This window comes from Allobosea vaviloviae (genome assembly GCF_001298265.1).
Taxonomy (GTDB): Bacteria; Pseudomonadota; Alphaproteobacteria; order Rhizobiales; family Beijerinckiaceae; genus Allobosea; species Allobosea vaviloviae_B.
In genome coordinates, this window is sequence record NZ_LGSZ01000022.1 from 74,454 (window position 1) to 100,803 (window position 26,350).

The 26,350-nt window shown below is 66.3% G+C and carries 26 protein-coding genes; 15 read left to right on the forward strand and 11 right to left on the reverse strand.

The features are described 5' to 3' along the window. Window positions 1–112: 112 nt before the first annotated feature. The 3 genes from ruvX to AE618_RS04200 all read right to left on the reverse strand — a co-directional run bounded on the left by ruvX (window position 113) and on the right by AE618_RS04200 (window position 2,497). On the reverse strand, window positions 113–604 hold the full coding sequence (ruvX, locus tag AE618_RS04190; RefSeq protein ID WP_054207997.1) for a Holliday junction resolvase RuvX: 492 nt from the start codon (window positions 602–604) through the stop codon (window positions 113–115). 59 nt (window positions 605–663) lie between these two features. Further along, on the reverse strand, window positions 664–1,656 hold the full coding sequence (locus AE618_RS04195; RefSeq protein WP_248310741.1) for a tripartite tricarboxylate transporter substrate-binding protein: 993 nt from the start codon (window positions 1,654–1,656) through the stop codon (window positions 664–666). Window positions 1,657–1,732: 76 nt separating this feature from the next. Further along, a complete protein-coding gene (locus AE618_RS04200; protein ID WP_054207797.1) occupies window positions 1,733–2,497 on the reverse strand; it encodes a GntR family transcriptional regulator in 765 nt (254 codons plus the stop codon). Between the two features lie 105 nt (window positions 2,498–2,602). On the opposite strand from AE618_RS04200, the gene AE618_RS04205 reads away from it, so the two are divergent. The 5 genes from AE618_RS04205 to AE618_RS04225 all read left to right on the forward strand — a co-directional run bounded on the left by AE618_RS04205 (window position 2,603) and on the right by AE618_RS04225 (window position 7,340). After that, entirely contained in the window at window positions 2,603–2,890 is a 288-nt protein-coding gene (locus AE618_RS04205) for a UxaA family hydrolase (protein WP_054207798.1), read from the forward strand. Window positions 2,891–3,065: 175 nt separating this feature from the next. After that, window positions 3,066–4,256 carry a UxaA family hydrolase gene (locus AE618_RS04210; RefSeq protein ID WP_054207999.1) on the forward strand — a complete coding sequence of 397 codons (1,191 nt, stop codon included), beginning with the start codon at window positions 3,066–3,068 and terminating at the stop codon, window positions 4,254–4,256. Between the two features lie 86 nt (window positions 4,257–4,342). Then, complete coding sequence (locus AE618_RS04215) at window positions 4,343–5,407, forward strand: YeiH family protein (protein WP_248310742.1); 1,065 nt, start codon at window positions 4,343–4,345, stop codon at window positions 5,405–5,407. Window positions 5,408–5,433: 26 nt separating this feature from the next. Beyond that, window positions 5,434–6,363 (forward strand): hydroxyacid dehydrogenase, encoded by a 930-nt coding sequence (locus tag AE618_RS04220; RefSeq protein ID WP_054207799.1) that lies wholly within the window; start codon window positions 5,434–5,436, stop codon window positions 6,361–6,363. Continuing rightward, on the forward strand, window positions 6,360–7,340 hold the full coding sequence (locus AE618_RS04225) for an Ldh family oxidoreductase (protein WP_054207800.1): 981 nt from the start codon (window positions 6,360–6,362) through the stop codon (window positions 7,338–7,340). Before AE618_RS04220 ends, AE618_RS04225 begins: the two co-directional genes overlap by 4 nt. A 5-nt stretch (window positions 7,341–7,345) precedes the next feature. Here AE618_RS04225 and AE618_RS04230 read toward each other — a convergent pair whose 3' ends face one another. From AE618_RS04230 to ade, 3 genes are read right to left on the reverse strand one after another with little or no spacing between them, the layout of a single operon-like run. Continuing rightward, window positions 7,346–7,663, reverse strand: a complete 318-nt coding sequence (locus AE618_RS04230; protein WP_054207801.1) for a type II toxin-antitoxin system RelE/ParE family toxin — start codon at window positions 7,661–7,663, stop codon at window positions 7,346–7,348. After that, window positions 7,647–7,925: a ribbon-helix-helix domain-containing protein gene (locus AE618_RS04235; protein ID WP_054207802.1), complete on the reverse strand. Its 279-nt coding sequence runs from the start codon at window positions 7,923–7,925 to the stop codon at window positions 7,647–7,649. The genes AE618_RS04230 and AE618_RS04235 overlap by 17 nt, the downstream gene beginning before the upstream one ends. 56 nt (window positions 7,926–7,981) lie before the next feature. After that, entirely contained in the window at window positions 7,982–9,682 is a 1,701-nt protein-coding gene (gene ade, locus AE618_RS04240; RefSeq protein WP_054207803.1) for an adenine deaminase, read from the reverse strand. 230 nt (window positions 9,683–9,912) lie between these two features. On the opposite strand from ade, the gene AE618_RS04245 reads away from it, so the two are divergent. Together AE618_RS04245 and AE618_RS04250 are read left to right on the forward strand one after the other, a co-directional pair. After that, window positions 9,913–10,197 (forward strand): GIY-YIG nuclease family protein, encoded by a 285-nt coding sequence (locus AE618_RS04245; protein ID WP_054207804.1) that lies wholly within the window; start codon window positions 9,913–9,915, stop codon window positions 10,195–10,197. 21 nt (window positions 10,198–10,218) lie between these two features. Then, window positions 10,219–10,917, forward strand: coding sequence for a metal-dependent hydrolase (locus tag AE618_RS04250; RefSeq protein ID WP_054207805.1), 699 nt, complete (start codon window positions 10,219–10,221; stop codon window positions 10,915–10,917). A gap of 89 nt (window positions 10,918–11,006) precedes the next feature. Here the strand turns inward: AE618_RS04250 and AE618_RS04255 are convergent, their stop codons facing one another. Beyond that, window positions 11,007–12,284: an O-acetylhomoserine aminocarboxypropyltransferase gene (locus tag AE618_RS04255; protein ID WP_054207806.1), complete on the reverse strand. Its 1,278-nt coding sequence runs from the start codon at window positions 12,282–12,284 to the stop codon at window positions 11,007–11,009. A gap of 130 nt (window positions 12,285–12,414) precedes the next feature. Between AE618_RS04255 and AE618_RS04260 the strand changes: the two genes are divergently transcribed. Together AE618_RS04260 and AE618_RS04265 are read left to right on the forward strand one after the other, a co-directional pair. Further along, window positions 12,415–15,591 carry a type ISP restriction/modification enzyme gene (locus AE618_RS04260; RefSeq protein ID WP_054207807.1) on the forward strand — a complete coding sequence of 1,059 codons (3,177 nt, stop codon included), beginning with the start codon at window positions 12,415–12,417 and terminating at the stop codon, window positions 15,589–15,591. Window positions 15,592–15,610: 19 nt separating this feature from the next. Continuing rightward, the gene (locus AE618_RS04265) at window positions 15,611–15,913 is read left to right on the forward strand and encodes a hypothetical protein (protein ID WP_054207808.1); all 303 of its coding nucleotides are present in this window, start codon (window positions 15,611–15,613) and stop codon (window positions 15,911–15,913) included. Between the two features lie 6 nt (window positions 15,914–15,919). Here the strand turns inward: AE618_RS04265 and AE618_RS04270 are convergent, their stop codons facing one another. Together AE618_RS04270 and AE618_RS04275 are read right to left on the reverse strand one after the other, a co-directional pair. Beyond that, complete coding sequence (locus AE618_RS04270; RefSeq protein WP_054208001.1) at window positions 15,920–16,450, reverse strand: CoA-binding protein; 531 nt, start codon at window positions 16,448–16,450, stop codon at window positions 15,920–15,922. Between the two features lie 185 nt (window positions 16,451–16,635). Continuing rightward, window positions 16,636–17,448: an enoyl-CoA hydratase gene (locus tag AE618_RS04275; RefSeq protein WP_054207809.1), complete on the reverse strand. Its 813-nt coding sequence runs from the start codon at window positions 17,446–17,448 to the stop codon at window positions 16,636–16,638. 120 nt (window positions 17,449–17,568) lie between these two features. Here AE618_RS04275 and AE618_RS04280 point away from each other — a divergent pair, with 120 nt between their 5' ends. The 6 genes from AE618_RS04280 to gatA all read left to right on the forward strand — a co-directional run bounded on the left by AE618_RS04280 (window position 17,569) and on the right by gatA (window position 22,228). Beyond that, window positions 17,569–17,997 carry a PaaI family thioesterase gene (locus AE618_RS04280; protein WP_054207810.1) on the forward strand — a complete coding sequence of 143 codons (429 nt, stop codon included), beginning with the start codon at window positions 17,569–17,571 and terminating at the stop codon, window positions 17,995–17,997. 189 nt (window positions 17,998–18,186) lie between these two features. Continuing rightward, a complete protein-coding gene (gene rplM, locus AE618_RS04285) occupies window positions 18,187–18,648 on the forward strand; it encodes a 50S ribosomal protein L13 (RefSeq protein WP_054207811.1) in 462 nt (153 codons plus the stop codon). A gap of 2 nt (window positions 18,649–18,650) precedes the next feature. After that, a complete protein-coding gene (rpsI, locus tag AE618_RS04290; RefSeq protein ID WP_054207812.1) occupies window positions 18,651–19,130 on the forward strand; it encodes a 30S ribosomal protein S9 in 480 nt (159 codons plus the stop codon). A 228-nt stretch (window positions 19,131–19,358) separates the two neighbouring features. After that, window positions 19,359–20,111, forward strand: a complete 753-nt coding sequence (locus AE618_RS04295; protein WP_054207813.1) for an SDR family oxidoreductase — start codon at window positions 19,359–19,361, stop codon at window positions 20,109–20,111. A 176-nt stretch (window positions 20,112–20,287) separates the two neighbouring features. After that, window positions 20,288–20,575 (forward strand): Asp-tRNA(Asn)/Glu-tRNA(Gln) amidotransferase subunit GatC, encoded by a 288-nt coding sequence (gatC, locus tag AE618_RS04300; protein ID WP_054207814.1) that lies wholly within the window; start codon window positions 20,288–20,290, stop codon window positions 20,573–20,575. Window positions 20,576–20,716: 141 nt separating this feature from the next. Beyond that, window positions 20,717–22,228, forward strand: coding sequence for an Asp-tRNA(Asn)/Glu-tRNA(Gln) amidotransferase subunit GatA (gatA, locus tag AE618_RS04305; RefSeq protein ID WP_054207815.1), 1,512 nt, complete (start codon window positions 20,717–20,719; stop codon window positions 22,226–22,228). A 154-nt stretch (window positions 22,229–22,382) separates the two neighbouring features. Here the strand turns inward: gatA and AE618_RS04310 are convergent, their stop codons facing one another. Both AE618_RS04310 and AE618_RS04315 read right to left on the reverse strand, forming a co-directional pair. Continuing rightward, window positions 22,383–23,099, reverse strand: coding sequence for a glycine-rich domain-containing protein (locus tag AE618_RS04310; RefSeq protein ID WP_197280671.1), 717 nt, complete (start codon window positions 23,097–23,099; stop codon window positions 22,383–22,385). Between the two features lie 42 nt (window positions 23,100–23,141). After that, window positions 23,142–26,339 carry an efflux RND transporter permease subunit gene (locus AE618_RS04315; RefSeq protein WP_054207817.1) on the reverse strand — a complete coding sequence of 1,066 codons (3,198 nt, stop codon included), beginning with the start codon at window positions 26,337–26,339 and terminating at the stop codon, window positions 23,142–23,144. Between the last annotated feature and the right edge of the window lie 11 nt (window positions 26,340–26,350).

Here is a 26,350-nt window from a genome sequence, read left to right on the forward strand (position 1 = left end):
CCGATAGCTCCGACCCGCGCGTCCAAAAGATGCGCGGGTTTTCTGTAGTAATCCGCTCACGCTGCTCTTTGCGAGCGTGACGCTGCAGGCTGAACCCTCCGGCGCTTTCGGGTCAACCCAGCGACGGCTCGTCTGGCTCCATCCGCATCAAGCGGTCGAGCGCGCCCTGCAGAATGTAGGCGGCGGCCATCTTGTCGACGACGGCGGCGCGCTTGGCCCGCGACGCGTCGGCGTCGAGCAACGTCCGCGTCACCGCCAGCGTCGACATGCGTTCGTCCCAGAAGACGATCGGCAGGCTGGTGAGGGGAACGAGATTGCGCACGAAGGCGCGGGTCGACTGCACGCGCGGGCCTTCGGTTCCGTCCATGTTGAGCGGCAGCCCGATCACGAGGCCCGCGACCGCGTATTTATCCGCCACCTTCAGCAGCGCGACCGCATCGAGGCTGAACTTGACGCGCTTGATCGTCTCGAGCGGCGTGGCGATCTGCCGCTCGAGATCGGAGAGGGCCAGGCCGATCGTCTTGGTGCCGAGGTCGAGCCCGAGCAGCCTTGCGTGATCGGGCAGGGCGACGAAGGCTTCGAGGTCAACGACATTGCTGGACATGGCCCGGCGGTAGCATGCGCCGTCGCGCGAGGCGAGCGGCGCATGGTTCGAGGGGGAAATCAGCCCTGCGGCTTGACGCCGGCTGCTGCCAGCGATGCGGCCCATTTGTCCACTTCGGCGGCAAATGCCTTGGCATGCGCTTCGCGGGTCCATTCGGCCTCCGGGAAGGTGCTGGTGCCGAAGGCCTTGAACTTCTCGACCACGGCCGGATCCTTGAGCGCGACCCGCAGTGCCGCGTTCAGCTTGTCGAGCACGGGCACAGGCGTGCCCTTCGGCGCGTAGAGGCCATGCCAGATCGTCATGTCGAGCTTGGCGCCGGCTTCCGCCATGGTTAGCGTGTCGGGCAGCACGTCGAGCCGCTGCGCCGAGGTCACCGCATAGGCGCGGATGCTCTTGCCCTGGATTTGCGGAATCGCCGAGGTCGACTGGTCGCAGAGGATGTCGATCTGCCCGCCGACGAGGTCGTTCATCGCCGGGCCGGTGCCGCGATAGGCGACCTGGTTGAACTTGGCCCCGAGCTGCTGCGACATCAGCACGGCACAGAGATGCGAGTTCGAGCCGACGCCGGCATGGGCGACCGTCAGCTTGTCGGCGTTCTCCTTGATATAGGGGAAGAAGGATTTCGCATCCTGCGCCGGCAAGCCGAGCTTGCCGGCGATGACCATCGGACCCGTATTGACCAGCCCGATCGGCGCGAAGGCCGTCTTGGTGTCGTAGCCGAGATTGGCGTAAAGCGCGGGGGCGGCCGCCAGCGCGAGATGATGGATCAGGATCGTATGCCCATCGGGGTCGGCTGCGGCGAGGCGCTTGGCGCCGGCCGTTCCGCCGGCCCCGGCGACGTTCTCGACCACGACTGGCTGGCCGAGCGTCTTGCTCATCTGCTCGCCCAGCAGGCGGGCGATCACGTCGCTCGGCCCGCCCGCGGCGAACGACACGATCACCGTGATCGGCTTGGTCGGAAAGGCCTGCGCCTGCGCTGGCGCCGTCAGGTTCGATGCGGACAGGCCTAGTGTCAGCAACCCGGCAAGGGCTGCCCTTTTGGTCATGCTCATGCGTATCCTCCTTGGGTCGTGGTGAACGGCCGCTCTGTGTCGGCTTTGGTGGGTAAGTTCTCAGACCTCGAACGTATCAGCGCAAATCTGACTGGTAGTGAGCCTCCTCGGTCAGACACAGGCTGAGACGTCGCTCGACGGCGGACCCGTCGAGCGATAGCGCGATGCGGTCGATCTCGAGCGCGGGCGTTCCCGCCGCGACACGCAAATGCTCGGCCTGATCGGGCGTGAGCGCAACGGCTTTCAGCCGCTCGCGGGCGTTGGCGATGGTGATGCCGTAGCGCGTGGCGAACAGGCTGTAGAGATTGTTCGGAACCGGGCCGTTTTCCAGCCCCGGAAAGACATGGGCAGGCAGGCTGACGGTCTCGAGGACCAGCGGCTTGCCGCCGAGCGAACGGATGCGGCGGATGCGGATGACCGCCTCCTGCGCCTGCAGGTTCAGCGCCGTGCGCTCTGCTGCGTCGGCGGGGCCGCAGGTGCCGTCGAGAACCTTGCTGTCGGGAAAGCGCGCGATGCCGTCATCGGACATCAGCTTGAAGAACCGGAACAGGATGCGCTGCTCGTCATGCTCCGCGACGAAGGTGCCGCGCCCCTGGCGGCGCACCAGCAGGTTTTCCGCGGCGAGTTCGTCCAGCGCTTTCCTGACCGTGCCCTGGCTGACGCCGATCTCGCTGGCCAGCTGGCTTTCGCTCGGCAGTGCCATGCCGGGCGCCCAGCTGCCATCGACGAGTCGGCGCACGAAATTCGCCTTGACCTGCTGGTAGAGCGGCCGAAACCCAAGAATTTCGGCGCCGGCGGGCCCATCCGGCCGCATCGCAATTTCGACCTTGTGCTCAGTCATGTGTCTTATATAAGACTTGTCCGAGAGCTGGTCGAGTCCTGAATCAGGGCGGCCTGCCCAGAACGGCAAGAACGCTGTGACAAGAAGCGCTGTGAGGAGACACCGATGAGCAAGCCCCACCTCCTGGTTCACGAGAAGAAGGACACCGTCGGCGTCGTCGTCGTCGAGGGTTTGAAGGCCGGCACCGACATGCTGTGCGTGGTCACGCACGACAATTCCGATTTCCACCTGACCGCGAAGATGGACATCCCGATCGGCCACAAGGTCGCGCTCAAGGACATCGCCAAGGGCGAGACGATCTGGAAATACGGCCAGGACATCGGCCAGGCCAAGGCCGATGTGAAGCAGGGCGAGCACCTGCACGTCCACAACGCCAAGACCAAGCGCTGGTGAGCGCGGCTCTGTCGATTCCCAACTGATCTCAACCAGAACGGGCTCCCGGCAAGGTCGAGCCCGCCAGGCACAAGAGGAAACACCCATGTCCATCGTCGCGAATTTCGATCTCGTCAAAGGGACGCTCGAGGATTTCAAGGGCCGGCAGATCGAGGCCCCGGCGTTCAAGGCGCCCATGGTCAAGCGCCCGACCGGCCCCAGCCTCGACTCCTTCATGGGCTGGCGTCGTGAGAACGGCCGCGTCGGTGTGCGCAACCATGTCCTGCTGCTGCCGCTCGACGATCTCTCCAACGCCGCCTGCGAGGCCGTCGCCAACAACGTCAAGGGCACGCTCGCGATCCCCCATGCCTATGGCCGCCTGCAGTTCGGCGAGGACCTGGAGATCCATTTCCGTACCCTGATCGGCACGGGCTCGAACCCCAACGTCGCCGCCGTCGTGGTCATCGGCATCGAGGATGGCTGGACCAAGCGCGTCGTCGACGGCATCGCCAAGACCGGCAAGCCTGTCGTCGGCTTCGGGATCGAGGGCCATGGCGACATCGCCACCATCGCCAAGGCCTCCTATGTCGCCAAGGAGTTCGTGCAGTGGGCGACCGAGCTGCAGCGCGAGACCTGCGGCATCGAGGAGCTCTGGGTCTCCACGAAATGCGGCGAATCCGACACCACCACGGGCCTGTCCTCCTGCCCGACGGTCGGCAACATGTACGACAAGTGGATCCCGCGCGGCGTCTACGGCGTCTTCGGCGAGACCTCCGAGATCACCGGCGCCGAGCATCTCTGCAAGGCCCGCGCGGCGACGCCCGAGGTCGGCGAGCGCTGGTACAAGATGTGGAAGGCCTATCAGGACGACGTCATCGAGGCCCACAAGACCGACGACCTCTCGGATTCGCAGCCGACCAAGGGCAACATCGCCGGCGGCCTGACCACGATCGAGGAAAAGGCGCTCGGCAATCTCGAGAAGATCGGCCGCGAGTGCAAATACATCGACATCCTCGAGCCGGCACAGGCACCGACCAAGGGCCCGGGCCTCTACTACATGGACACCTCCTCGGCTGCTGCCGAATGCGTCACCCTGATGGCGGCGGGCGGCTATGTCGTGCACACCTTCCCGACCGGGCAGGGCAACGTCATCGGCAACCCGATCGTCCCCGTGATCAAGATCACCGGCAACCCCAAGACGATGCGGACCATGCCGGAGCATATCGACGTCGACGTTTCCGGCATCCTGCGCCGCGACATGACGATCCCGCAGGCCGGCGACGCGCTGATCGAGAACATCGTGCGCACCGCCAATGGCCGGCTGACTGCGGCGGAAGCATTGGGGCACCGCGAATTCTCGATGACCAAGCTCTACCGCTCGGCCTGAGCCGCTGCTAACAGCCGGGGCGGCGGCGTTTGCCGCTCCGGCCTTTTCAAATCCGCCCCGGCCAGAACCTCGGGAGCCTGCAAGCCTTGTCCATCGCGACGACCACCCGCCTCAGTGCCTGGCGTCCGCTCCTCGACGGGATCGCGCTGTCGGCAGCGGTCGCGGTCGCGGCCTACATCGCGGAACCGCTGGTAAAATCCGCCGCCGGCGGGCGTTTCGGCATTCCTGCCGTGGTCATCGCCCTGATCATCGGCATGCTGCTGCATCCCGTCGCCAACGCGCCCCGCTTCCAGGCGGGCATGACCTTCTGCGTCAAGAAGATGCTGCGCTGGGCAATCGCGCTGCTTGGCCTGCGCGTCGCGCTCGGTGACATCATCGCGCTCGGAGCGACCACGGCGCTGCTCGTCATCGTTGCAATGGCGGCCACGATCCTCTCGGGCTTCCTGCTGGCGCGCTGGCTCGGCCGCGAGACCGGCATGGGCGCGCTCGGCGGCGTCGCGACCGCCGTCTGCGGCGCCTCCGCAGCACTCGCGACAGCCACGGTGGTGCCCGACTACAGGAGCAAGGCCGCCGACGTCGCCTTCACCGTCATCGCCATGAACGCGCTCTCGACGCTGGCGATGCTGGCCTATCCGCTGATCTGCGTCTGGCTCGGCTTCACGCCCGCCCAGACCGGCATCATGCTCGGCGCCACCATCCATGACGTGGCGCAGGTCGTCGGCGCCGGCCAGTCGGTCTCAGTCGAGGCGGCGAATGCCGCGATCATCGTCAAGCTGTTCCGCGTCTTCCTGCTGCTGCCGGCCGTGCTGATCGTCGGCTGGTGGCTCGTCCACGACGATGCGAAGCGCGCCGGCCATGTCGCAGAGAAGGCCAAGGTGCCGGTCCCCGTCTTCGCGATCATGTTCCTGGTGCTGTGCCTTGTGAACAGCGTGCTCGCCATGCAGCCGGCCCTGGCCGACATCTATCCGCCGGTCCGTGCGCTGCTGCTGTCAATCTCGACATGGGGCCTTCTCATCGCCATCGCCGCGCTCGGGCTCGGCACCTCGCTTGGCGCCATGGCCCGGCTCGGCTGGCGCCATATGGTCCTTGTCACGGGCACGAGCCTCGTCATTCTCGTCATCGTCGCGGGCGGCCTGATCGTTCTGGGCTGACCGTCAAAATCTGGAAGGCGCAAGCCATGACCGACATCGTCATCACCGAGTTCATGGACGAGGCGGCCGTTGCTGCGCTGAGCGCCCGCTACAAGGTCCATCACGACCCCGAGCTCTTCGGCAAGACCGATGAACTGGCCAGGCTCGTCGCTGATGTCCCGGCCCTGATCGTGCGCAATCAGACGCAGGTGAGGGGGGATGTGCTCGCCGCCGCGAAGACGCTGAAGGTGGTCGGCCGTCTCGGGGTCGGCCTCGACAACATCGACATGGATGTCTGCACTGCGCGCGGCATCAAGGTCTTCCCTGCGACGGGAGCCAACAGCCTCTCGGTCGTCGAATACGTCATCGGCAGCGCCATGGTGCTGCTGCGCGGCGCCTATTTCGCCAATGCCGCGATGGTGGCGGGGGAATTTCCCAAGACGAAGCTGATCGGCCGTGAGATCGCCGGCAAGCGGCTCGGCCTCATCGGCTTCGGTGCCATCGCCCGCGATGCCGCCGCCCATGGCCGCATGCTGGGCATGACCACCGTCGCTTACGATCCTTACGTCCCTGCCGCCGACAAGGCCTGGGCCGGGACGGAACGGCTCGACCTCGACACCGTGCTCTCGACCTCCGATGTCATCAGCATCCATCTGCCGCTGACGCCGGAGACCAAGGGCCTGATCGGCAAGGACGCCTTCGCCAAAATGAAGCCCGACGCGATCCTGATCAACGCGGCGCGCGGCGGCATCATGAACGAGGAGGCGCTGGTCGCGGCCCTGACATCAGGCAAGCTCGGTGGCGCGGCGATCGACGTCTTCGCGCAGGAGCCCTTGCGCGAGGCCGGCAAGCTGTTCGCCGACGTCCCCAATCTGATCCTGACGCCCCACATCGCCGGCAACACGGTCGAGTCCAACGGCCGCGTCTCCGGCTTGGTCGCCGAGCGCGTCATGGCGGCGCTGGAGGGCAGGGCATGACACGGCTGTCCATCGAGCAGGCTGAAGGTCGCCTGACCGAGATCTTCGCCGAAGCGGGCGCCTCGCCCGCCAACGCGGCCTCCGTCGCCTGGGCTTTGGTGATGGCGGAAGCGGACGGCTTGAAGGGCCACGGCCTGTCGCGGGTGCCGACCTATCTCGCCATGCTCAGATCCGGCAAGATCGACGGTCAGGCGGTTCCGATCGAAAGCCGCCCGAAGCCCGGCGTTCTGGCGATCGACGCCTGCCACGGCTTCGCCTATCCCGCCATCGACCTTGCCGTGATCGAACTGCCGGATATGACCCGCGCGCAGGGCGTGGTCGCCTGCCCGATCCGCCGGTCGAGCCATTGCGGCGCCGCCGGCTTGCATGTCGAGCGGCTGGCGCAGCAAGGCCTCGTCGCCATGCTCTTCGCCAACACCCCTGGCGCCATCGCCCCCTGGGGCGGCTCGAAGCCTGTCTTCGGCACGAACCCGATCGCCTTTGCCGCCCCGCTCGCCGGCCGCGAGCCTGTCGTCATCGACATGGCGCTGTCGAAGGTCGCGCGCGGCCCGATCGTCGCGGCCAGGCAGAAGGGCGAAGCGATTCCCGAGGGCTGGGCGCTCGACGTCCACGGCAAGCCGACGACCGATGCGGCCGCCGCGCTCGCCGGCACCATGGTCCCGCTCGGCGACGCCAAGGGCGCGACGCTGGCGATGATGGTCGAGATCCTTGCGGCGGCGCTGGTCGGCGCGCATTTCGGCTTCCAAGCCTCGTCCTTCATCGATGCCGTGGGCGGGCCGCCCGACACGGGCCAGCTCATCCTCGCCATCGACCCGCACGCCATGGGCGGCAACTGGTTCGACGAGCGTATGCGCGTCCTCACTCACGCCATCGAGGCGCAGGAGGGAACCAGGTTGCCGGGCGTCAGGCGGCTGGCGTTGCGGGCGAAGGCGAGGGCGGAAGGGATCGAGGTGGGTGAGGAGCTATTGGCACTCTGAGCGTGTCAGAAGGTGCCTTGATCGAAGGCTCCCTTCAGATCGCGGCCACCATAGAGGATACGCATGATCACGATTTGCTGCGCATCGATCCGAAACGCGATCGTCACTCGGCGCTCAACTTCGAACGTTCGCAAGCCAGGGTAGAGATCATCACGTCGCGTGCCGCGCTCCGGAAAGAAGGCGAGCGACCGGTAGCTCCGTTGGATGCGCCGGATGTAGCCAATCGCAGTATGTGCGCTGCCTCTCTCCGCAATCCAGTCATAGATTTCGCGGAGATCCTCGCGCGCGGCAGGCCTCAGCGTGATCTCAAAGCCTGGCGGCATCGCGAGCCATGCGCTGCCTGTGATGCTTCTCCAGTTCCTCGAAAACCTGTTCAGCGGGGATTGACGGCCGCGGGTCAGCCATAGCCTCCTCGACCTTCGCCTTCAATTCGGCGTCGAAAGCACGTTCCTCGCGTGCCAGTGCTTCCAGCCCGGCACGCACGACCTCGCTAGGCGAGTCATATTCGCCGGAGCGGACGCGCTCCTCGACCTTTTCGGCGAGATCGCCGAGCGTCACCGTCAGTGTCGTGTTCGGATCATCCATCGCGAACCTCCATAGGCGAGGCTCAAAATGTAACACGGGTCTCGCAGCCGGGACAGTCAGACGAAGTCGAACTTGTCGACATCGACCAACCCCTTGTCGGTGATCTTCAGATGCGGGATCACCGGCAGCGTCAGGAAAGCGACCTGCAGGAAGGGCTCGGCCAGCACGACGCCGAGCGCCTTGGCGGCAGCGCGTAGATCCTCCAGCCCATGCCGCACCGTCTCGAAAGGCTGGTCGCTCATCAGCCCCGCCACCGGCAGCGCCAGTTCCGCCGTCACCACCCCGCGATCGGCGACCGCGAACCCACCACCGATCTCGATCAGCCGGTTGGCGGCGGCGGCCATCGAGGCCTCGTCGACGCCGACGACGCAGAGATTGTGGCTGTCATGCCCAACCGAGGAGGCGATCGCCCCATGCTTCATCCCGAAGCCATGGACGAATCCGGTCGCGATGCCCCCCGACTTGCCGTGACGCTCGATCACCGTGACCTTGACGGCGTCCTGATCGAGATCGGGCAGGGCCTCGCCATCGCGCGAGGGCAGGGACATGCTCAGCCGCTCGGTGATGATCCGCCCCGGCACGACGCCGATCACCGGCGTCTCGCCACCTCGCGCCACTGCCTTGAAGTCGGCGGGCGTCAGTGCGCGGCACGTCACGCTGCCGAGCCCGACCGGCTTGATTGGGGTGCGGTCTGCAAACAGCGCTGGTTCGACCAGCCTGCCGCCCGCAAAGACCTGTTGCACCGAGCAGGCCGCGAGATCCTCGACCAGCACGATGTCGGCGCGCTTGCCCGGCCCGATGAAGCCGCGATCGAACAGGCCGAAATTGCGCGCTGCGGAAAGCGTCGCGATGCGATAGGTCGCCAGCACATCCGCGCCATGGGCGATGGCGGAGCGGATCATGTAGTCGAGATGGCCTTCCTCGGCGATATCGAGCGGGTTGCGGTCGTCGGTGCAGAAGGCCAGAAACGGCGAGGCGTCGCGCGAGATCAGCGGGATCAGCGCGTGCAGATCCTTCGAGACGGAACCCTCGCGGATCAGGATCGCCATGCCCTTGGCGAGCTTCTCGCGGGCCTCGTCCGCCGTCGTCGTCTCGTGGTCGGTGCGGATGCCGGCGGCGAGATAGGCGTTGAGGTCCATCCCTCGGACCAGCGGCGCGTGCCCGTCGATATGACGCTCGGAAAAGGCTTCGAGCTTGGCGAGGCATGCGGGATCGCGATGGATCACGCCGGGGAAGTTCATGAACTCGGCCAGCCCGATCACCTTGGGATGGTCCATCATCGGCGTGAGGTCGCCGGCATCCAGCCGCGCCCCGGCCGTCTCGAGATGCGTCGCCGGAACGCAGCTCGACAGGTTGACGCGCAGGTCCATCCGCATCGCCTGCGCGCATTCCAGGAAGTAGGCGATGCCCTCGACGCCGAGCACATTGGCGATCTCATGGGGATCGCAGATCGCGGTCGTGACGCCATGCGGCAGGACGCAGCGCTCGAACTCCAGCGGCGTCACCAGCGAGGATTCGACATGGAGATGCGTGTCGATGAACCCCGGCACGGCGATCAGCCCGGCGGCGTCGAATTCGACCTTGCCCTCATAGCGGCCATACGTGCCGACGATGGTGTCGCCGCAAACGGCGATGTCGCTCTCGACGAGGGCGCCGGTGACGAGGTCGAACAGCCTCGCGCCTCTGATGACGAGATCGGCGGGCTCGTCGCCATGTCCCTGGGCGATCCGGCGGGCGAGTGTGGCGGCATCGGTCATGTGGTCGTGTCCAATCGGGTGGCGTCGCTGCCAACCTGCATGGGGCAATTGGGATTGTCGATCCGTTCGCGCGCGCGTCATCCCGGGCAAGCGGCGAAGCCGCGCCGACCCGGGATCCATTCCGGAACGGCAACGCTTGAGTGCCAAGGCGTTCATCTGGCATCGTTCCGGAATGGGTCCCGGGTCTGCGCTACGCTTCGCCCGGGACGACGGCGCGCTAAGGGACGGGGATGTGGGTCTATCTGCTTGCGAGCAAGAAAGGCGGCACGCTGTATGTCGGCGTCACCAACTCACTCTCGCGTCGCGTATCGGAGCATCGTGACGGCCGGGGCTCGGAATTCGCCGCCCGCCATGGCGCTCTGCGCCTTGTTTATGCCGAGCATTTCGATACGCCTGACGAAGCCATCGCCCAGGAAAAGCGGATCAAGCACTGGCGCCGATCCTGGAAGATTGCGCTGATCGAGCGCGCCAACCTGGACTGGAATGATCTATATCCGACGACGCATCTCGACTGAGCGATTATTCTGGAGCCCTCGATGAAACTCACCTGGTTCGGCCATTCCGCATTCCGCATCGATCTCGCCGGGGCCTCCCTGCTGATCGACCCGTTCTTCACGGGCAATCCGGCCTTTGAGGGCGATGCCGCGGCTGTCACGAAGGGCGTCAGTCATATCGTCGTTACCCATGGCCATGGCGACCATATCGGCGATGCGCTCGCGATCGCCGAGGCCAATGACGCCACGGTGATCACGAATTATGACCTGTGCATGTATCTCGCCTCGAAGGAGCTGAAGCGGTTCGAGCCGATGAACACGGGCGGCACGGTCGATTGCGGGGCCTTCTCGGTGAGCCTGGTCCGGGCGGATCATTCGGCCGGTCTGGTCGAGGCCGGCGTCGGTTTTCCGCTCGGCAATCCCAATGGCGCGATCATCAAGGCCAAGGGCGAGAAGACGCTCTGGCACATGGGCGACACCGACATCTTCGCCGACATGGCGCTGATCAGCGAGATCCACGGCGTCGAGATCTGCATCTGCCCGATCGGCGACCGCTTCACCATGGGCGGCAAGGTCGCGGCGCTCGCCATGACCCGCTTCGTCAAGCCGCAGACGGCGATCCCCTGCCATTACGGCTCGTTTCCGATGATCGACCAGAACGCCGATGCGTTCGCCGCGGGACTGAGCGGGTCTGACGTGAAGGCGCTGATTCCGGGAAAGGGCGAGACGGTCGAACTATGATCGCCGCGTGAGAGACCCGGGCGCGCGGTCTATCCCCGGGCCGATCGCAGATCGGACCCGGGGGCCTCGCCCGAGAATCAGGGCTCCGCTCAGGCCAGCGCCTGATCGAGATCGTCGGTCAGGTCCTGCACATCCTCCAGCCCGATCGACAGGCGGATGACTTGCGGGCCGGCGCCGGACGCCGTCTTCTGCTCGTCGCTGAGCTGGCGATGCGTGGTCGAGGCCGGGTGGATCACCAGCGAGCGCGTGTCGCCGATATTGGCCAGATGCGAGAACAGCTTCAGCTCGGTGACCAGCTTGACGCCGGCCTCGTAGCCGCCCTTGAGCCCGAAGGTGAAGACCGCGCCGGCGCCCTTGGGCGAATAGCGCTTGGCGAGATCATGATACTTGTCGCCGGTCAGGCCGGGATAGCTGACCCATTCCACCGCCGGATGCTTCGAGAGATGCGTCGCGACCGCGAGCGCGCTCTCGCAATGGCGCTGCATGCGCAGCGGCAGCGTCTCGATGCCGGTCAGGATCATGAAGGCGTTGAAGGGGGAGAGCGCCGGCCCCATGTCGCGCAGGCCGAGCACGCGGGTCGCGATGGCGAAGGCGAAATTGCCGAAGGTCTCGCCCAGCACCATGCCGTTATATTCCGGCCGCGGCTTGGAGAGCATCGGGTAGCGATCGTCGCCGACCCAGTTGAACGAGCCGCCATCGACGATGATGCCGCCGATCGAATTGCCGTGGCCGCCGAGGAACTTCGTCAGCGAATGCACGACGATGTCGGCGCCGTGTTCGAAGGGCCGGATCAGGTAGGGCGTCGCCATGGTGTTGTCGACGATCAGCGGGATGTTGTGCTTTTTGGCGATCGCCGAGATGCCGGCGATGTCGACGACGACGCCACCGGGATTGGCGATGGATTCGATGAAGATCGCCTTGGTCTTCGGCGTCACCGCCGCAGCGAAGGACTCCAGATCGTCGGAATCGGCCCAGATCACGTTCCAACCGAAATTCTTGTAGGAATGGTTGAACTGGTTGATCGAGCCGCCATAGAGCTTGCGCGCCGCGACGAACTCGTCGCCTGGCTGCATCAGCGCGTGGAAGCACAGGAATTCGGCCGCATGGCCGGACGCCACGGCGAGGGCCGCCGTGCCGCCCTCCAGCGCCGCGACGCGCTCCTCCAGCACGGCATTCGTCGGGTTGCCGATGCGGGTGTAGATGTTGCCGAAGGCCTGCAGCCCGAACAGCGAGGCGGCATGGTCGACATCGTCGAAGACGAAGGACGTGGTCTGGTAGATCGGCGTGGCGCGCGCGCCGGTGGCCGCATCGGGCGCGGCGCCGGCATGGATGGCGAGCGTATGGAACCCGGGTGCCCGGTCGGTCATGGCCTACTCCCTGCGATCTTCTGAAATGCGAGACGTTGCGTTCGTTTTAAAGAACGAACCAGGGGGCGTCAAACCCATTGCCGCCCTGACGCACCGTGACGTGGCCGCAGGGTTGAGTTAGCAACGTTGGATGACGACCATCAATCTGCTTCAGGCTTATGCGCGCCGCATCCGAGATCTGCGTCGCGCCAATGCGGATGTGCCTGAGACCGGGCTGGCTCCCGCATTCCAGACGCTGTTGCAAGCTCTGACCGCTGGGCCGCTCGCCGGCCAGGGGCTGACCGTCGTCCCGGAATTCAACAATCCCGGATTTGGGCGGCCCGATATCGCGCTCATGCGGGCGGGAAGCCCGGCGCGGGCTTTCGTCGAGCTGAAATCACTCTCCAAGCCTGCCGATCCGACGCGCTGGCGCGACAATGACAGGCGCCAGTTCGTCTTGGCCCAAGAGCTCGCCTCATGGGCGAGCTGTAATTTTCACGAGATCAGGCTGTTCGCCCGCGGCGAGGAGGTCGCGCTGGCGAGCGTCGTACCTGAGGCCGCGCTGCGTCCCGACCGTGACGACGCCCGGGCGGACCGGCTGATCGCGCAGCATGACAGCGCGCCACTGATCCGTCTGGTCGAGCGGCTGTGCCTCTCTGCCGGCCAGGAACCGACGGCTCGGGACGCGCCGCATCTGGCGAAGTTGCTGGCGCATTCGGCGCGGCTGGTGCGCGGCATCGTGCAGGATCGCCTGAGCGAACTCAGGCGGCTGGGTGTGGACCAGCACGCGCTGCTCGATGTGCGGCGGGTCTTTCGCGACGAGCTCTACGCCCACCCGGAAGCTGGCGGATACCCCGAGGCCGATTTCGACGTGCTGTTCTCGGCGGCATTTGCGCAGACTCTGGCGTTCGGTCTCCTGCTTGTCAGGGAAGCGCGTAACGAGCCGGTCGGGGCCGATGCCTGGCGTCATATGCCCGGCGAGCATCCGCTGATGCAGACCGCGCTGCGCCTGCTGAGCTTCGACGAGGTGGTGGCGGAGATCGGCGTTGGGTTCGACGCGATGCGTGACACCATCAACAGCTTCACGCCCGACATCCTCGCAGTCGGCGCCGATGGACGCGACCCGATCCTGTATTTTTACGAGAATTTCCTCGAAACCTTCGATCCCGACGCGCGCGAACGCTTCGGCGTCTATTACACACCGATCGAGGTCGTGCGCTTCATGTGCGGCGCGCTGGACTGCGCGTTGAAGGAGCGGCTGGCGCCGCGTGGGCTCCGCGACGAGGCGGTCACCATCCTCGATCCGGCCACCGGCACTGGCACCTTTCTGCTCGGACTGGCCGAGCGGGTCTGGTCGCAGGCCGCGGCCAGCGACGGGCCTGGCATGGCGGCCCTTGAGCTGCGCAATCTCGCCGGGCGGCTCTTCGGTTTCGAGCTTCTGGTCGGACCCTATGCTGTGGCGCATTATCGTCTGCATCATGCCTTGCAGCGTCCAGCCGGGCCGGGCGAAGCGCCCCGGCCGGCGCTGCAACTCCCGCGGCTGGGCGTCTACCTCGCCGATACGCTGTCGCGGCCGGGCGCGGATGCTGCGGCCGGTCATCTTGGTTTCGTCGGCGAAGGCATCGCCGAGGAGCGGCGCGAGGCGAACCGCATCAAGGCGGCCCAGCCGATCATGGCGATCATCGGCAATCCGCCCTACCGACGGCTCGAGGAGGGAGAAAACCGGACCCTCGTCGGCGACTGGATGGACGGACTCTGGGATGACCTCAAGCGCCCGGTCAGGGACGCCGGCCAGGGAGGCCAACTCAACACCTTTCCGGAATTCTCGGTCGCCTTCTGGCGCTGGGCCCTCTGGAAGCTGTTCGATTCCGACGATGCGCCGCAGCGCGGCGTCGTCGCCTTCATCACCAACCGCAAATTCCTGACCGGCTGGCCTTATGCGGGTCTGCGCCAGATGATGCGCCGGCGCTTCGACCGCATCGAGATCATCGACCTTCGCGGAGATGTGCGGCGCGGTGAGCGCGCCGGCGTCGAAGACGACCAGGGCGTGTTCAACATCCAGGTCGGAACGGCGATCACCATCGCGATCGCCGACGGCAGCAAGGCAGAGGGGGCCTTGGCGGAGGTCCGTTACCTCGACTCCTGGGCGGAAGGGCGGTTTTCCCGGCGCGCAAAGCTCGAATGGCTGGAAAATGCGGCGGCGGTCGGACGGCTGGCGAACGACGTATCGGTTGAGCGGCCGGAACTTGATGACTTTCGCCCAGAGCCGTTCATGAACGGCGAGTGGGTCTCACTGTCTGAGCTCTTTGGCTTCCAGCGCAGCGGCGTCCAAACCAAACGCGACTCTTTCGCCTATGCAACGTCGCGCCAACTCTTGCGGGAGCGGATCGATACGCTCCGGCGCATTCCTGATGAGCAAGCTGCGAACCTCTTTCATCCCACAGCCGCGCGCACCTTGGCCAGCGCGAGGGCGCGCGATTTTGAAGATCGCCATGCAATACGATCAGCTTACAGGCCATTCGATGTTCGGTGGCTCTATAACGACTTCGCATTCATTGACCGCCCAAGACCTGAACTTCAAGCCGTGTGGGGGCAGCAGAATCTCGCACTTTATGCTCTGCCGGGCGGCGTAGGCTCAGGTCCTGCCGTCTGGTGTCATGGGCTGCTGCCCGACTATCACGCGTTTCGCGGCAGCTATGGCGGCTATGCCTTTCCGCTGCACGACCGCCGCCCCGAAAGCGCCGGGACCAATCTGTCGCCGGCTCTCTTGGCGGGCCTTGCCGCAGCCTATGGCGCAGCGGTGACGCCCGAGGCGACGTTCGACGCCATTCTCGGCCTGCTCTCGGCCACCTCCTACACGTTGCGCTTCGCCGAGGATCTGGAGGATGTCTTTCCCCATGTTCCTTTCCCGGCGGCACGCGCGACATTCGACGAGGCGGGCCGGATCGGTGCTGAGATACGAGCGCTAGAGACATTCGTGCGTGCGCCGGCTGCACGGCCGCCGGGCTTTACGCGCGTCGATAGTGAGCCGCGTGGCCCCGTCGCCCCCGTCGCCTATGTCGATGGCGCCATCACGCTTTGCGCCGATGGTTCCGGCCGCATCAGCGGCATCCCCTGGGAGGTCTGGGAGTTTTCCGTCAGCGGCTACCGCGTCTTGCCGCGCTGGATCGACGGGCGTCAGGGACTGCCTGCCGATCTCGCTCTCGTTCGCGAGCTGCGCGATATCTGTGGGCGGATTGCCGAGCTGATTGAACTCTTCGCAGGGGCCGATACGGTTCTCGCCGACGCCATCGCCAACCCGTTGAGTCGGGAGGCGCTGGGATTGTGATGTGTGGTGAAGGCCCCGGATGAGCGACGCAGCCGATCTCTTCGGCCATAGGCCGATGCAGGGCAGCCTGTTTGGCGAGGAAGAAGGGCGGATGGCCGCGCCGCGGCGCGACGTTCTGCCCGATCCGCAGGACGTCCGCTCGCGGCTGCATGCCCTCCTGGCGCGCGCGCGCGCTGCCGAGGCCATGCCGTGGTCGGAGCGCGACGCGCGCATGTGGCAGACGGTGTTTCCCAACATGGCGAACTGGTTGCCGGCCGACGAGGCCGATCAGCTTCGTTTTGATTTCGCGCGCGAGATGGAGCGGTTGAGCCGCGCGGCTTAAGCTCGCTCACGTTCCCGGCCGGTGGATCGTCAGCTTCTGGAAGCCCTTGCCGGCGAGGGTCGGCTTCTTCGAGGACAGCAGCCGCGAATTGATGCCCTGCCAGCCGATCTCGCCCGAAAACCGGCCGTATTCGATCTTGGGGCAGCGGTTCATCACAACGGTGACGCCCTTCGCCTCGGCCTTCGCCGCCGCCTCGTCATTGCGCACGGACAGTTGCATCCAGATGACCTTCGGCAGCGGATCGAGCGTCAGCGCCTCATCGGTGATCGGCCCCGCAGCGTCCGAGTTGCGGAAGATCTCGACCATGTCGATCGCGCCGGGGACGTCCTTGAGCGTGCCGTAGACCGTCCGGCCCAGCAGCGTCTGGCCGGCAAGGCCCGGGTTGACGGGCACGACGTCATAGCCGCGATCGATCAGGTATTTCGTGACGATCCAGGATGGCCGGGCCTCGTTGGCGGAGGCGCCGACCAGCGCGATGCGCTTCACGCTCTTGAGGATGTCGCGGATCTGGCTGTCGGGGTAGGCGTCGTGGGTCATCGGGTTGAACTTTGCGGAGAGATGGGAAGGGAGATGGCTATAGAGCGGATGGAAACGCGGCGTCATCCCGGACGTAGCGAAGCGGAGATCCGGGATCCATGCCTGAGCCTTACCGATCAGCGTTCGGGCATGGATCCCGGGTCTCCCGTCGGTCGCCCGGGATGACGAGCGGGTTGTGGGCGGCCCTACCCCTCCCACACCGGCGCGCGCTTCTCGACAAACGCCCCAATGCCTTCTTCCGCATCGCGCGCCAACATGTTGTCCACCATCACGGCCGAGGCGTGATCATAGGCTGCGGCCAGCCCCATCTCGCGCTGCTCGTAGAAGGCGCGCTTGCCGATGCGGATCGTCGCCGGCGATTTCGAGGCAATGACGGCCGCCAACCGCCGCGCCTCCGCCAGCGCGTCACCGGCCGTCACCACCCGGTTGATCAGCCCCATCCGTGCGGCTTCTTCCGCCGGAACCATCTCGCCCAGCAGCAGCATCTCCATGGCGTGTTTGGCCGAGAGATTGCGCGTCAGCGCCACCATCGGCGTCGAGCAGAACAGGCCGATATGGACGCCGGGCGTGCAGAATTTCGCATTCGAGCCCGCGACCGCGAGATCGCAGCTTGCGACGAGCTGGCATCCGGCCGCCGTCGCCGTGCCCTCCACCGCCGCGATCACCGGCTGGGGCAGGGCGCTGATCTGCTGCATCACCTTGGAACAGCGCCCGAGGATCTCGGTGAAGTAGGCGCGGCCCCGGTCGGAATCGGCGCGGTGCGCGCTCATTTCCTTGAGGTCGTGGCCTGCGGAGAAGACCGGCCCTTCCGCCGCCAGCACGACCGCCTTGATCGTGCGGTCAGTGGCGATCGCGGTGAAGGCGTCGCTGAGGGCAGCCAGCATCGCCTCGCTCAGCGGGTTGCGCGATTGCGGCCGGTCGAGTGTCAGCGTCGCGACGCTGTCGGCATCCTCGCGCCGCAGCGCAGGAGCGGCATCGTGCCTGTGATGGGCATTCATGACGTCACCTTCAGCGTTTCCCTTTGCGTTTTGCCGTATTGTCGGATGCGCCGGCTCATGCTGCAAGGGGCATGGCCCCACCTCGGCCCGCGCCGGCCAAGACATGAGCATCTGCCAGACATGACCATCGCCATGACCGCATCCGCGCTCGAAGCCTATCTCGACGAGGTGTTCCCGCAGCTCCATCTCGGTGGGCGCACCTATTTCGTCGAGGAGGTCGGGCCGATGACGGCCCGGATGCGCTGCGACTATCACGAGAAGCATCTGCGGCCGGGCGGCACGATCTCCGGCCCGACGATGATGGCGCTCGCCGACCTCGCACTCTATGCCGCGATCCTCGGCCAGATCGGCCCGGTCGCGCTCGCCGTTACGACGAGCCTCAACTTCAATTTCCTGCGCAAGCCGGGCCCGACCGCGCTGATCGGGGAGGCGAAGCTGCTCAAGCTCGGCAAGCGGCTCGCGGTCGGCGAGGTCGCGCTGTACTCGCAGGGCGAGAGCGCGATGGTCGCCCATGCGACGGGAACCTATTCGATTCCCGCGGAACGCTGACGGGGCAGAGGCGCGATACGGTATCCAAATACCGTTTTGTCCATTTCGCTGAAAACAATGCGTTTTTCGCGATATCGCCCCTGCGGACATGCTTGACATCCAGCCGCGCCGCCCCTATCCCCCGCCTCACATCGCCGCCGGTCTCCGGCGGCTTGTCATTTTTCTCCAGCCACCGAAGGGGTGCCCGCGATGAAGACCATCTCGCTCAAGCCCGCCGATGTCGAAAAGAAATGGGTTGTGATCGACGCCTCCGGGCTCGTCGTCGGCCGTCTCGCCGCAGTTGTGGCGTTGCGTCTGCGTGGCAAGCACAAGGCTGCCTACACCCCCCATGTCGACTGCGGCGACAACATCATCGTCATCAATGCCGACAAGGTCGTCCTGACTGGCCGCAAGCGCGACCAGAAGGTCTACTATCACCACACCGGCTATGCCGGCGGCATCAAGGAGCGCTCCGCCAAGTTCATTCTCGAGGGTCGCTTCCCGGAGCGGATCGTCGAGAAGGCTGTCGAGCGCATGCTCCCGCGCGGCCCGCTGTTCCGCCAGATCCTCGGCAACCTGCGTGTCTACAAGGGCGCTGAGCATCCCCACGCCGCCCAGTCGCCGGAGGCGCTCGACGTCGCCGCGCTCAACAGCAAGAATGCGAGGGTCTGACCATGGCTGAAGTTCTCCAGTCTCTCGCTGATCTCGGCGGCGCCGCCAAGACCGCGCAGCCGGATGCTCCCGTCCACGTCAAGAAGGTCGACGCCCAGGGCCGCGCCTATGCCACCGGCAAGCGCAAGAACGCCATCGCCCGCGTCTGGATCAAGCCCGGCACCGGCAAGATCACGGTCAACACCCGTGATCAGGAGGTCTACTTCGCCCGTCCCGTGCTCCGCATGGTCCTGCAGCAGCCGCTGCAGCTCGTCGAGCGCATGACCCAGTACGACGTCGTCGTCACGGTCAAGGGCGGCGGTCTCTCCGGCCAGGCCGGTGCCGTCCGTCACGGCATCTCCAAGGCCCTGACCTTCTACGAGCCCGAGCTTCGCGGCCCGCTCAAGAAGGGCGGCTTCCTGACCCGCGACTCGCGCGTCGTCGAGCGCAAGAAGTTCGGCAAGGCCAAGGCCCGCCGCAGCTTCCAGTTCTCGAAGCGCTGATCGTTTTCAGAACGTCCGATATGTGGAAAGGGCGGCTCGCAAGAGCCGCCCTTTTCGTATTCACTGCTCTTCCTCAGCCCTCATCCTGAGGAGACCGCGAAGCGGTCGTCTCGAAGGATGTTCCAGATGGTTCAAGAGCCTCCGGGAGCATCCTTCGAGACGCGTGCCTTCGGCCCGCTCCTCAGGATGAGGGCTTGAGTGTCAAAGCGACCTTCAAGGAGCCGACCCATGTCCCGACCCGTCCTCCTCGTCACCGGCGGCAGCCGGGGCATCGGTGCCGCCACCTGCATCATGGCGGCGCAGCGCGGCTATGACGTCGCGGTCAATTTTCAGGCCAATGCCGATGCGGCGGCGAAGGTCGTCGCGGCCTGCGAGGCCGCAGGCGCCAGGGCGGTCGCGATCCAGGGCGACATGGCTGGTGATGCCGACATCGTCCGCGTCTTCGCGCAAGCTCAGGCCGCGCTCGGCCCTCTGACCCATGTCGTCAACAATGCCGGCATCACCGGGCCGGCGAGCAAGCTGGCCGATGCCGATCCGCAGGTGATCCGCACCTGCATCGACGTCAACGTCACCGGCGCGATCCTCGTGGCACGCGAGGCGGCCCGTGCGCTGCTCGCCAACAGCGCCGCGAAGGAGAGGGTGATCGTCAATATCTCCTCGATCGCGGCCGGGCTCGGCGCGCCCGACGAGTTCGTCTGGTATGCGGCCTCGAAAGGCGCCATCGATTCCTTCACGCTCGGCCTCGCCCGGGAGCTGGCCTCCTCCGGCATTCGGGTCAACGCCGTCGCGCCGGGCATGACCGAGACCGACATCCATGCGATCTCGTCGGGCGAGCCCGGCCGCGTCGCCCGCATCGCGCCGTCGATCCCGTTGAAGCGCGCCGCGCAGCCGGAGGAAATCGCCGAGGTCGTGCTGTTCGCGCTCTCGGATGCGGCCTCTTATGTCGTTGGCTCGATCCTGCGCGTCGGCGGCGGGCGATGATGGCCTGCAGTCTCCCCGATTGTGTTTGAAACGGAGAGACGGACGACGCGCGTCGGTTGAGTCAGCCGATGGCCGCGAGGCCGCCGGGCCGCCATCGTCTTGCGGGCCGGTGCTCGCCCGCTTATAGCCCTGACACCATCCGGCGCTCTGCGCCGCCTTCCATTCAGGAGCCCACCATGTCGGTCGATCTCGCCACCGTCAAACGCGTCGCGCATCTGGCGCGCATCGCCGTGCCGGAGGCCGATCTGCCGAGGCTGCAAGGCGAACTCAACGCCATCCTCGGTTTCGTGGAGCAGTTGAACGAGGTCGACGTCTCCGGCGTCGAGCCGATGACCTCGGTGACGCCGATGGCGATGACGCAGCGCGAGGACATCGTGACCGATGGCGAGATCGCCGACCTGATCGTCGCGAATGCGCCCGCCTCCGACGAAAATTATTTCATGGTGCCCAAAGTCATCGAGTGAGCGGCGCTGCCGCGTGCCTCCCGTCATTGCGAGCGAAGCGAAGCAATCCAGGAGGCGTCGAGCGCGGCGGCCCCTGGATTGCTTCGTCGCTGCGCTCCTCGCAATGACGTTTTGCCGACAGACTTCATCTGGATATTGCCCGTGACCGATCTGACCCGCCTGACCCTGACCGAGGCCCGCGATGGGCTCAAGGCCAAGACCTTCTCCGCCACGGAGCTGACCACGGCCCATATCGCCGCGGTCGAAAAGGCGCGCGCGCTGAACGCCTATGTGCTGGAGACCCCCGAGCACGCGTTGACCCAGGCGGCCGCTTCCGACGCGAAGCTGGCAAAGGGCGAAGCCGGTCCACTCGAGGGCCTTCCGCTCGGCATCAAGGATCTCTTCGCCACCAAGGGTGTGCGCACCACCGCCTGCTCGAAGATCCTCGGCAATTTCATCCCGCCCTACGAGTCGACCGTGTCGGGCCAGCTCTGGCGCGACGGCGCCGTCATGCTCGGCAAGCTCAACAATGACGAATTCGCCATGGGCTCGTCGAACGAGACCTCGGCTTTCGGCAGTGTCGTCAATCCCTGGCGCCGCAAGGGCTCCAATGTCGGTGCAGGCTCCACCGGTGCCGTCGAGGGCGCCCATCTCGTGCCCGGCGGCTCGTCGGGCGGCTCGGCCTCCGCCGTCGCGGCCGATCTCTGCCTCGCTGCCACCGCCACCGACACCGGCGGCTCGATTCGCCAGCCCGCCGCCTTCACCGGCACGGTCGGCATCAAGCCGACCTATGGCCGCTGTTCGCGCTGGGGCATCGTCGCCTTCGCCTCCTCGCTCGATCAGGCCGGGCCGATCGGCAAGACGGTGCGCGACTGCGCGGTGATGCTGCGCTCCATGGCCGGCCACGACCCCAAGGATACGACCTCGGTCGACAGGGCTGTGCCCGATTACGAGAAGGCGGTGGGCCGCTCCGTCAAGGGCATGAAGATCGGCATACCCCGGGAGTACCGGCTCGAAGGCCTGAATGCCGAGATCGAGGCGCTCTGGCAGCAGGGCATCGACTGGCTGAAGGCGGCCGGCGCCGAGATCGTCGAGATCTCGCTGCCGCATACGAAATACGCTCTGCCGGCCTATTACATCGTCGCTCCGGCCGAGGCCTCGTCCAACCTCGCCCGCTATGACGGCGTCCGCTACGGCCTGCGCGAGCAGGGCCGCGACATCGCCGAGATGTATGAGAACACCCGCGCCGCCGGCTTCGGCACCGAGGTCAAGCGCCGCATCATGATCGGCACCTATGTGCTCTCGGCCGGCTATTACGACGCCTATTACGTCCGCGCCCAGAAGGTCCGCACCCTGATCAAGCGCGATTTCGACGAGGCCTATGCCGCCGGCATCGACGCGGTGCTGACGCCGGCAACGCCCTCGGCCGCCTTCGGCATCGGCGAGAAGGGCTCGTCGGACCCGGTCGAGATGTATCTCAACGACATCTTCACGGTGACGGTGAACATGGCCGGCCTGCCGGGCCTCGCCGTTCCCGCCGGCCTCGACCGCCAGGGCCTGCCGCTTGGCCTCCAGCTCATCGGCCGCCCCTTCGACGAGGAGACGCTGTTCTCGCTCGGGCAGGTCATCGAGGATGCGGCGGGTCGCTTCCCCGTCAGCGAGCGCTGGTGGTGAACCCTTCTCCCCTTGGGGGAGAAGGTGTCTGCGGAGCAGACGGATGAGGAAAGGGTCGCGCGAGCGGCCCTTTTTCTTTTCAGCTTGAGGCTCTGCCCTCATCCGTCAGCGCTGCGCGCTGCCACCTTCTCCCCCGAGGGGAGAAGGAAGACGGTTAATCCCCGCCGCCTCCGCCGCAGCCGCCACCATCGCCGCCGCCATCCCCCGAGCCGCCATCCGAACTGCTGCCGTCGGACCGGCCGCCATCGCTCATTCCGTCCGTGCCGCCGTCATAGGACGAGCTCGAGAAGTCGCCGCCGCATTGGGAGCCGGCATCGCCGTTGCGGCGCAGCTGCGCGCAGTCGGGCTCGTAGCGATAGCCGCCGGGGATGTTCAGCTTGGTGTCGAGCGCAAACAGCAGGGGCAGCCGCGTCGGCTTGACCGGGTTGATGCCGTCCAGCTTGCAGCACTGCAGCCAGACGCGGCGCAGGCCGGTATTGTCCTTCTTGCGGCCCTCCTTCAGCGCGACGGCCGGCGTGTGGTGCAGGAAGCCGCCGAAGGCCTTCTGGCAGAACTCCTGGTAGGCACGGGTGTAGAGGATGAAGGCGTGCCAGAGGTCGTCGGCGACCTGCGAGGGCATCGCGACATAGGCCCGCCCGCTGTTGAGATAGGCCAGGAAGAACTGCCGCAGCCCCTGAGCGACCAGCGCGCTCTCCTTGCGCGTAAAGCCGCGATGGTGGCCCGCCAGCTTGTCGAGCAGCCCCGGCGGCCATTCATAGGTCCGGATGAACTCGGCCCGCTTCAGCCGGCGATAGGTCGGCACGAACAGAACGGCCGCGATCGCCAGCGTCGCAAGGGGCAACGCGACGAGCCCGATCATCCATGTCGTCATTGCCGCCCCCGCCTGGTCGAATCCGAGACGGGGGCGATCCAATCACGAGTGGGCGGCGGATGCATCCCCATGCGGCGGCGAAGCCGGCGTCTTTGTCTTGCCGAGATCGGCCAGCCAGCGCACCACCACATAGAAGACCGGGGTGAAGATCAGGCCGAAGAAGGTCACGCCGACCATGCCGGAGAACACCGCGATGCCCATCGCCTGGCGCATTTCCGCACCCGCTCCCGTCGAGATCGTCAGCGGCAGCACGCCCAGGATGAAGGCGAGCGAGGTCATCAGGATCGGCCGCAAGCGCGTGCGGGCGGCGGCGATGGCGGCATCGCGCCGGTGCATGCCTTCCTCCTCGGCCTGCTTGGCGAACTCGACGATCAGGATCGCGTTTTTCGCGGCGAGGCCGACCAGCACGACGAGGCCGATATCGACCAGGATGTTGCGGTCGAGCCCGGCATAGTTCACCCCGAACATCGCGGCGAGAATACACATCGGTACGATCAGGATGACCGCCAGCGGCAGCATCCAGCTCTCATAGAGCGCCGCCAGAAGCAGGAACACGAAGACGACGGCCAGCCCGAAGGCGATGATCGCGGTGTTGCCGGCGAGCTTCTCCTGCAGCGCGATCTCGGTCCACTCGAAGCCGAAGCCCGAGGGAAGACGCTCGGCGGCGATCTTCTCGATCGCGGCGATGCCCTGTCCGGTCGAGAAGCCACGCGCCATCGACAGCTGCACCTCGGCCGCCGGATAGAGGTTGTAGCGCGGCACGCGATAGGCGCCGGTCGTATCCGAGAAGGAGGCGACCGAGCCGATCGGCACCATCTCGCCATCGGCATTGCGGGTCTTGAGATTGGCGACGTCGCGCAGGTCGAGGCGGAACGGATTGTCGGCCTGCGCCGTCACGCGGTAGGTCCGCCCGAGCAGGTTGAAGTCGTTGATATAGGCCGAGCCCATATAGACCGAGAGCGTCTCGAAGACGCGCGTGATCGGCACGCCCAGCATCTCGGCCTTGGTGCGGTCGATATCGGCGAAGACCTGCGGGGTCTTGGTCGAGAACAGGGTGAAGGGCTGCTGGATGCCGGGCACCTGCGCCGCCGAGCCGGCAACCACCCAGGTCGCGCCCTCGAGCGCGGCGAGTCCGCGGCCGGACCGATCCTGGACATAGCCCTTGAGACCGCCGCCCGTGCCGATGCCCGGCACCGCCGGAGGCGGGATCACCAGCGCGAAGGCCTCGCTGATGGCGAACATCTGCTGGCGCAGATCGGCGAGGATGCCGTCCGAGGTCAACTTCTGCTTCGTGCGGTCGACGAAGGGGGCGAGCGTCACGAAGATCACGCCCGTGTTCGGCGCGATGGTGAAGGTGGCGCCGTCGAGGCCCGCGAAGGCGACCGCATGGACGACGCCGGGGCGCGACAGCACCACATCGGTCGCCTTGCGGATCACCGCGTCGGTGCGCGTCAGCGACGAGCCCGGCGGCAGCTGGAAGGCGACGATGAAGTAGCCGCGGTCGAGCTGCGGAACCAGTCCGGTCGGCGTCGCCGTGAGTCGCTGCGCGGTCAGCGCGATCAGCCCGGCATAGGCGATCAGCAGGATCACCGAGAAGCGGATCAGGCGCGACGTGGCCGAGCCATAGCTGCGCGAGAGCCAGTCGAACCCCTTGTTGAAGTAATGGAAGAAGCCGCGCACCGGCGCGCCCAGTGTGTGGAAGAAGCCCTTCTTCTGGCCGTCGTCATGGCCGTGCGGCTTGAGCAGCAACGCCGCCAGCGCGGGCGAGAGCGTCAGCGAGACGAAGCAGGAGATCGCCGTCGAGGCTGCGATGGTGACGGCGAACTGCTGGTAGAACGTGCCCTGCAGCCCGCTGATGAAGGCGGTGGGGATGAACACGGCACAGAGCACGAGCGCGATCGCGAGCAAGGCGCCACCGACCTCGTCCATGGTCTTGTGCGCGGCATCCTTCGCCGACATGCCCTGCGCGAGATAGCGCTCGACGTTTTCGACGACGACGATCGCGTCGTCGACGACGATGCCGATGGCGAGCACCAGCGCCAGCAGCGAGATCGTGTTGAAGGAGATGCCGACCGCGCTCATCACCAGGAAGGTGCCGACGAGCGAGACGGGGATCGCGATGATCGGAATGATCGCCGCGCGCCAGGTCTGCAGGAACAGGATCACCACGACGACGACGAGCGCGATCGCCTCGATCAGCGTGTGGACCACGGCGCTGACCGATTCTCCGATGAACTCGGTCGGGTTGTAGATGATGCGGTGCTCGACCCCGGTGGGGAATTCGCGCGCCATGCCGTCCATGGTCTTGATCAGCGTCTCGGCGGTGGCGAGCGCGTTCGAGCCCGGCCGCTGGAAGATGCCGATGGCGACCGCGTTCTTGTTATCGAGGTAGGCGTTGGTGGTGTAGTCCTGCGAGCCGAGTTCGACGCGCGCGATGTCGCGGATGCGGATCGTGCCGCCATTGGCGTCGGAGCGCACGACGATGTTCTCGAACTCGGCGATGTCGGTCAGGCGGCCCAGCGTATTGACCGAGAGCTGGAAAGCGCCGTCCGACTTCGCAGGCGGCTGGTTGATCGCGCCCGCCGCGACCTGGATGTTCGCGGCGCGCAGCGCGGCGACCACATCGCCGGCCGTCAGGTTGCGCGACGAGATCTTGGCGGGATCGAGCCAGACGCGCATCGAGAAGTCGCGCGCGCCGAAGACCTGCACATTGCCGACGCCTTCGACGCGGGTCAGCACGTCCTTCACATAGAGGGTCGCGTAGTTCGAGACATATTGGGCGTCGCGCGAGCCGTCCGGCGAGATCATGTTGATGACCATCATCAGATCGGGCGACGCCTTGCGGGTCTGGAGCCCGAAGCTGCGCACCTCCTGGGGCAGGCGCGGCTCCGCCGCCGAGACGCGGTTTTGCACCAGCACCTGGGCCTGGTCGATGTCGACGCCGGCCTTGAACACGACGTTGATCGTCACGCGCCCGTCGCCGGTCGACTGTGACTGGATGTAGAGCATGTCGTCGACGCCGTTGACCTCTTGCTCGATCGGCGTCGCGACGGTCGCCGCGACGACTTCGGCCGAGGCGCCCGGATAGGTCGCGGTGATCGAGACGGTCGGCGGCGCGATCTCCGGATATTCGGCGATCGGCAGGCCGCGCTGGGCGATGGCGCCGGCGATCGTCAGCAGGACCGAGAGCACGGTCGCGAAGATCGGACGGTCGATGAAGAAATGAGCGAAGCGGAACATGAAATGGTGTC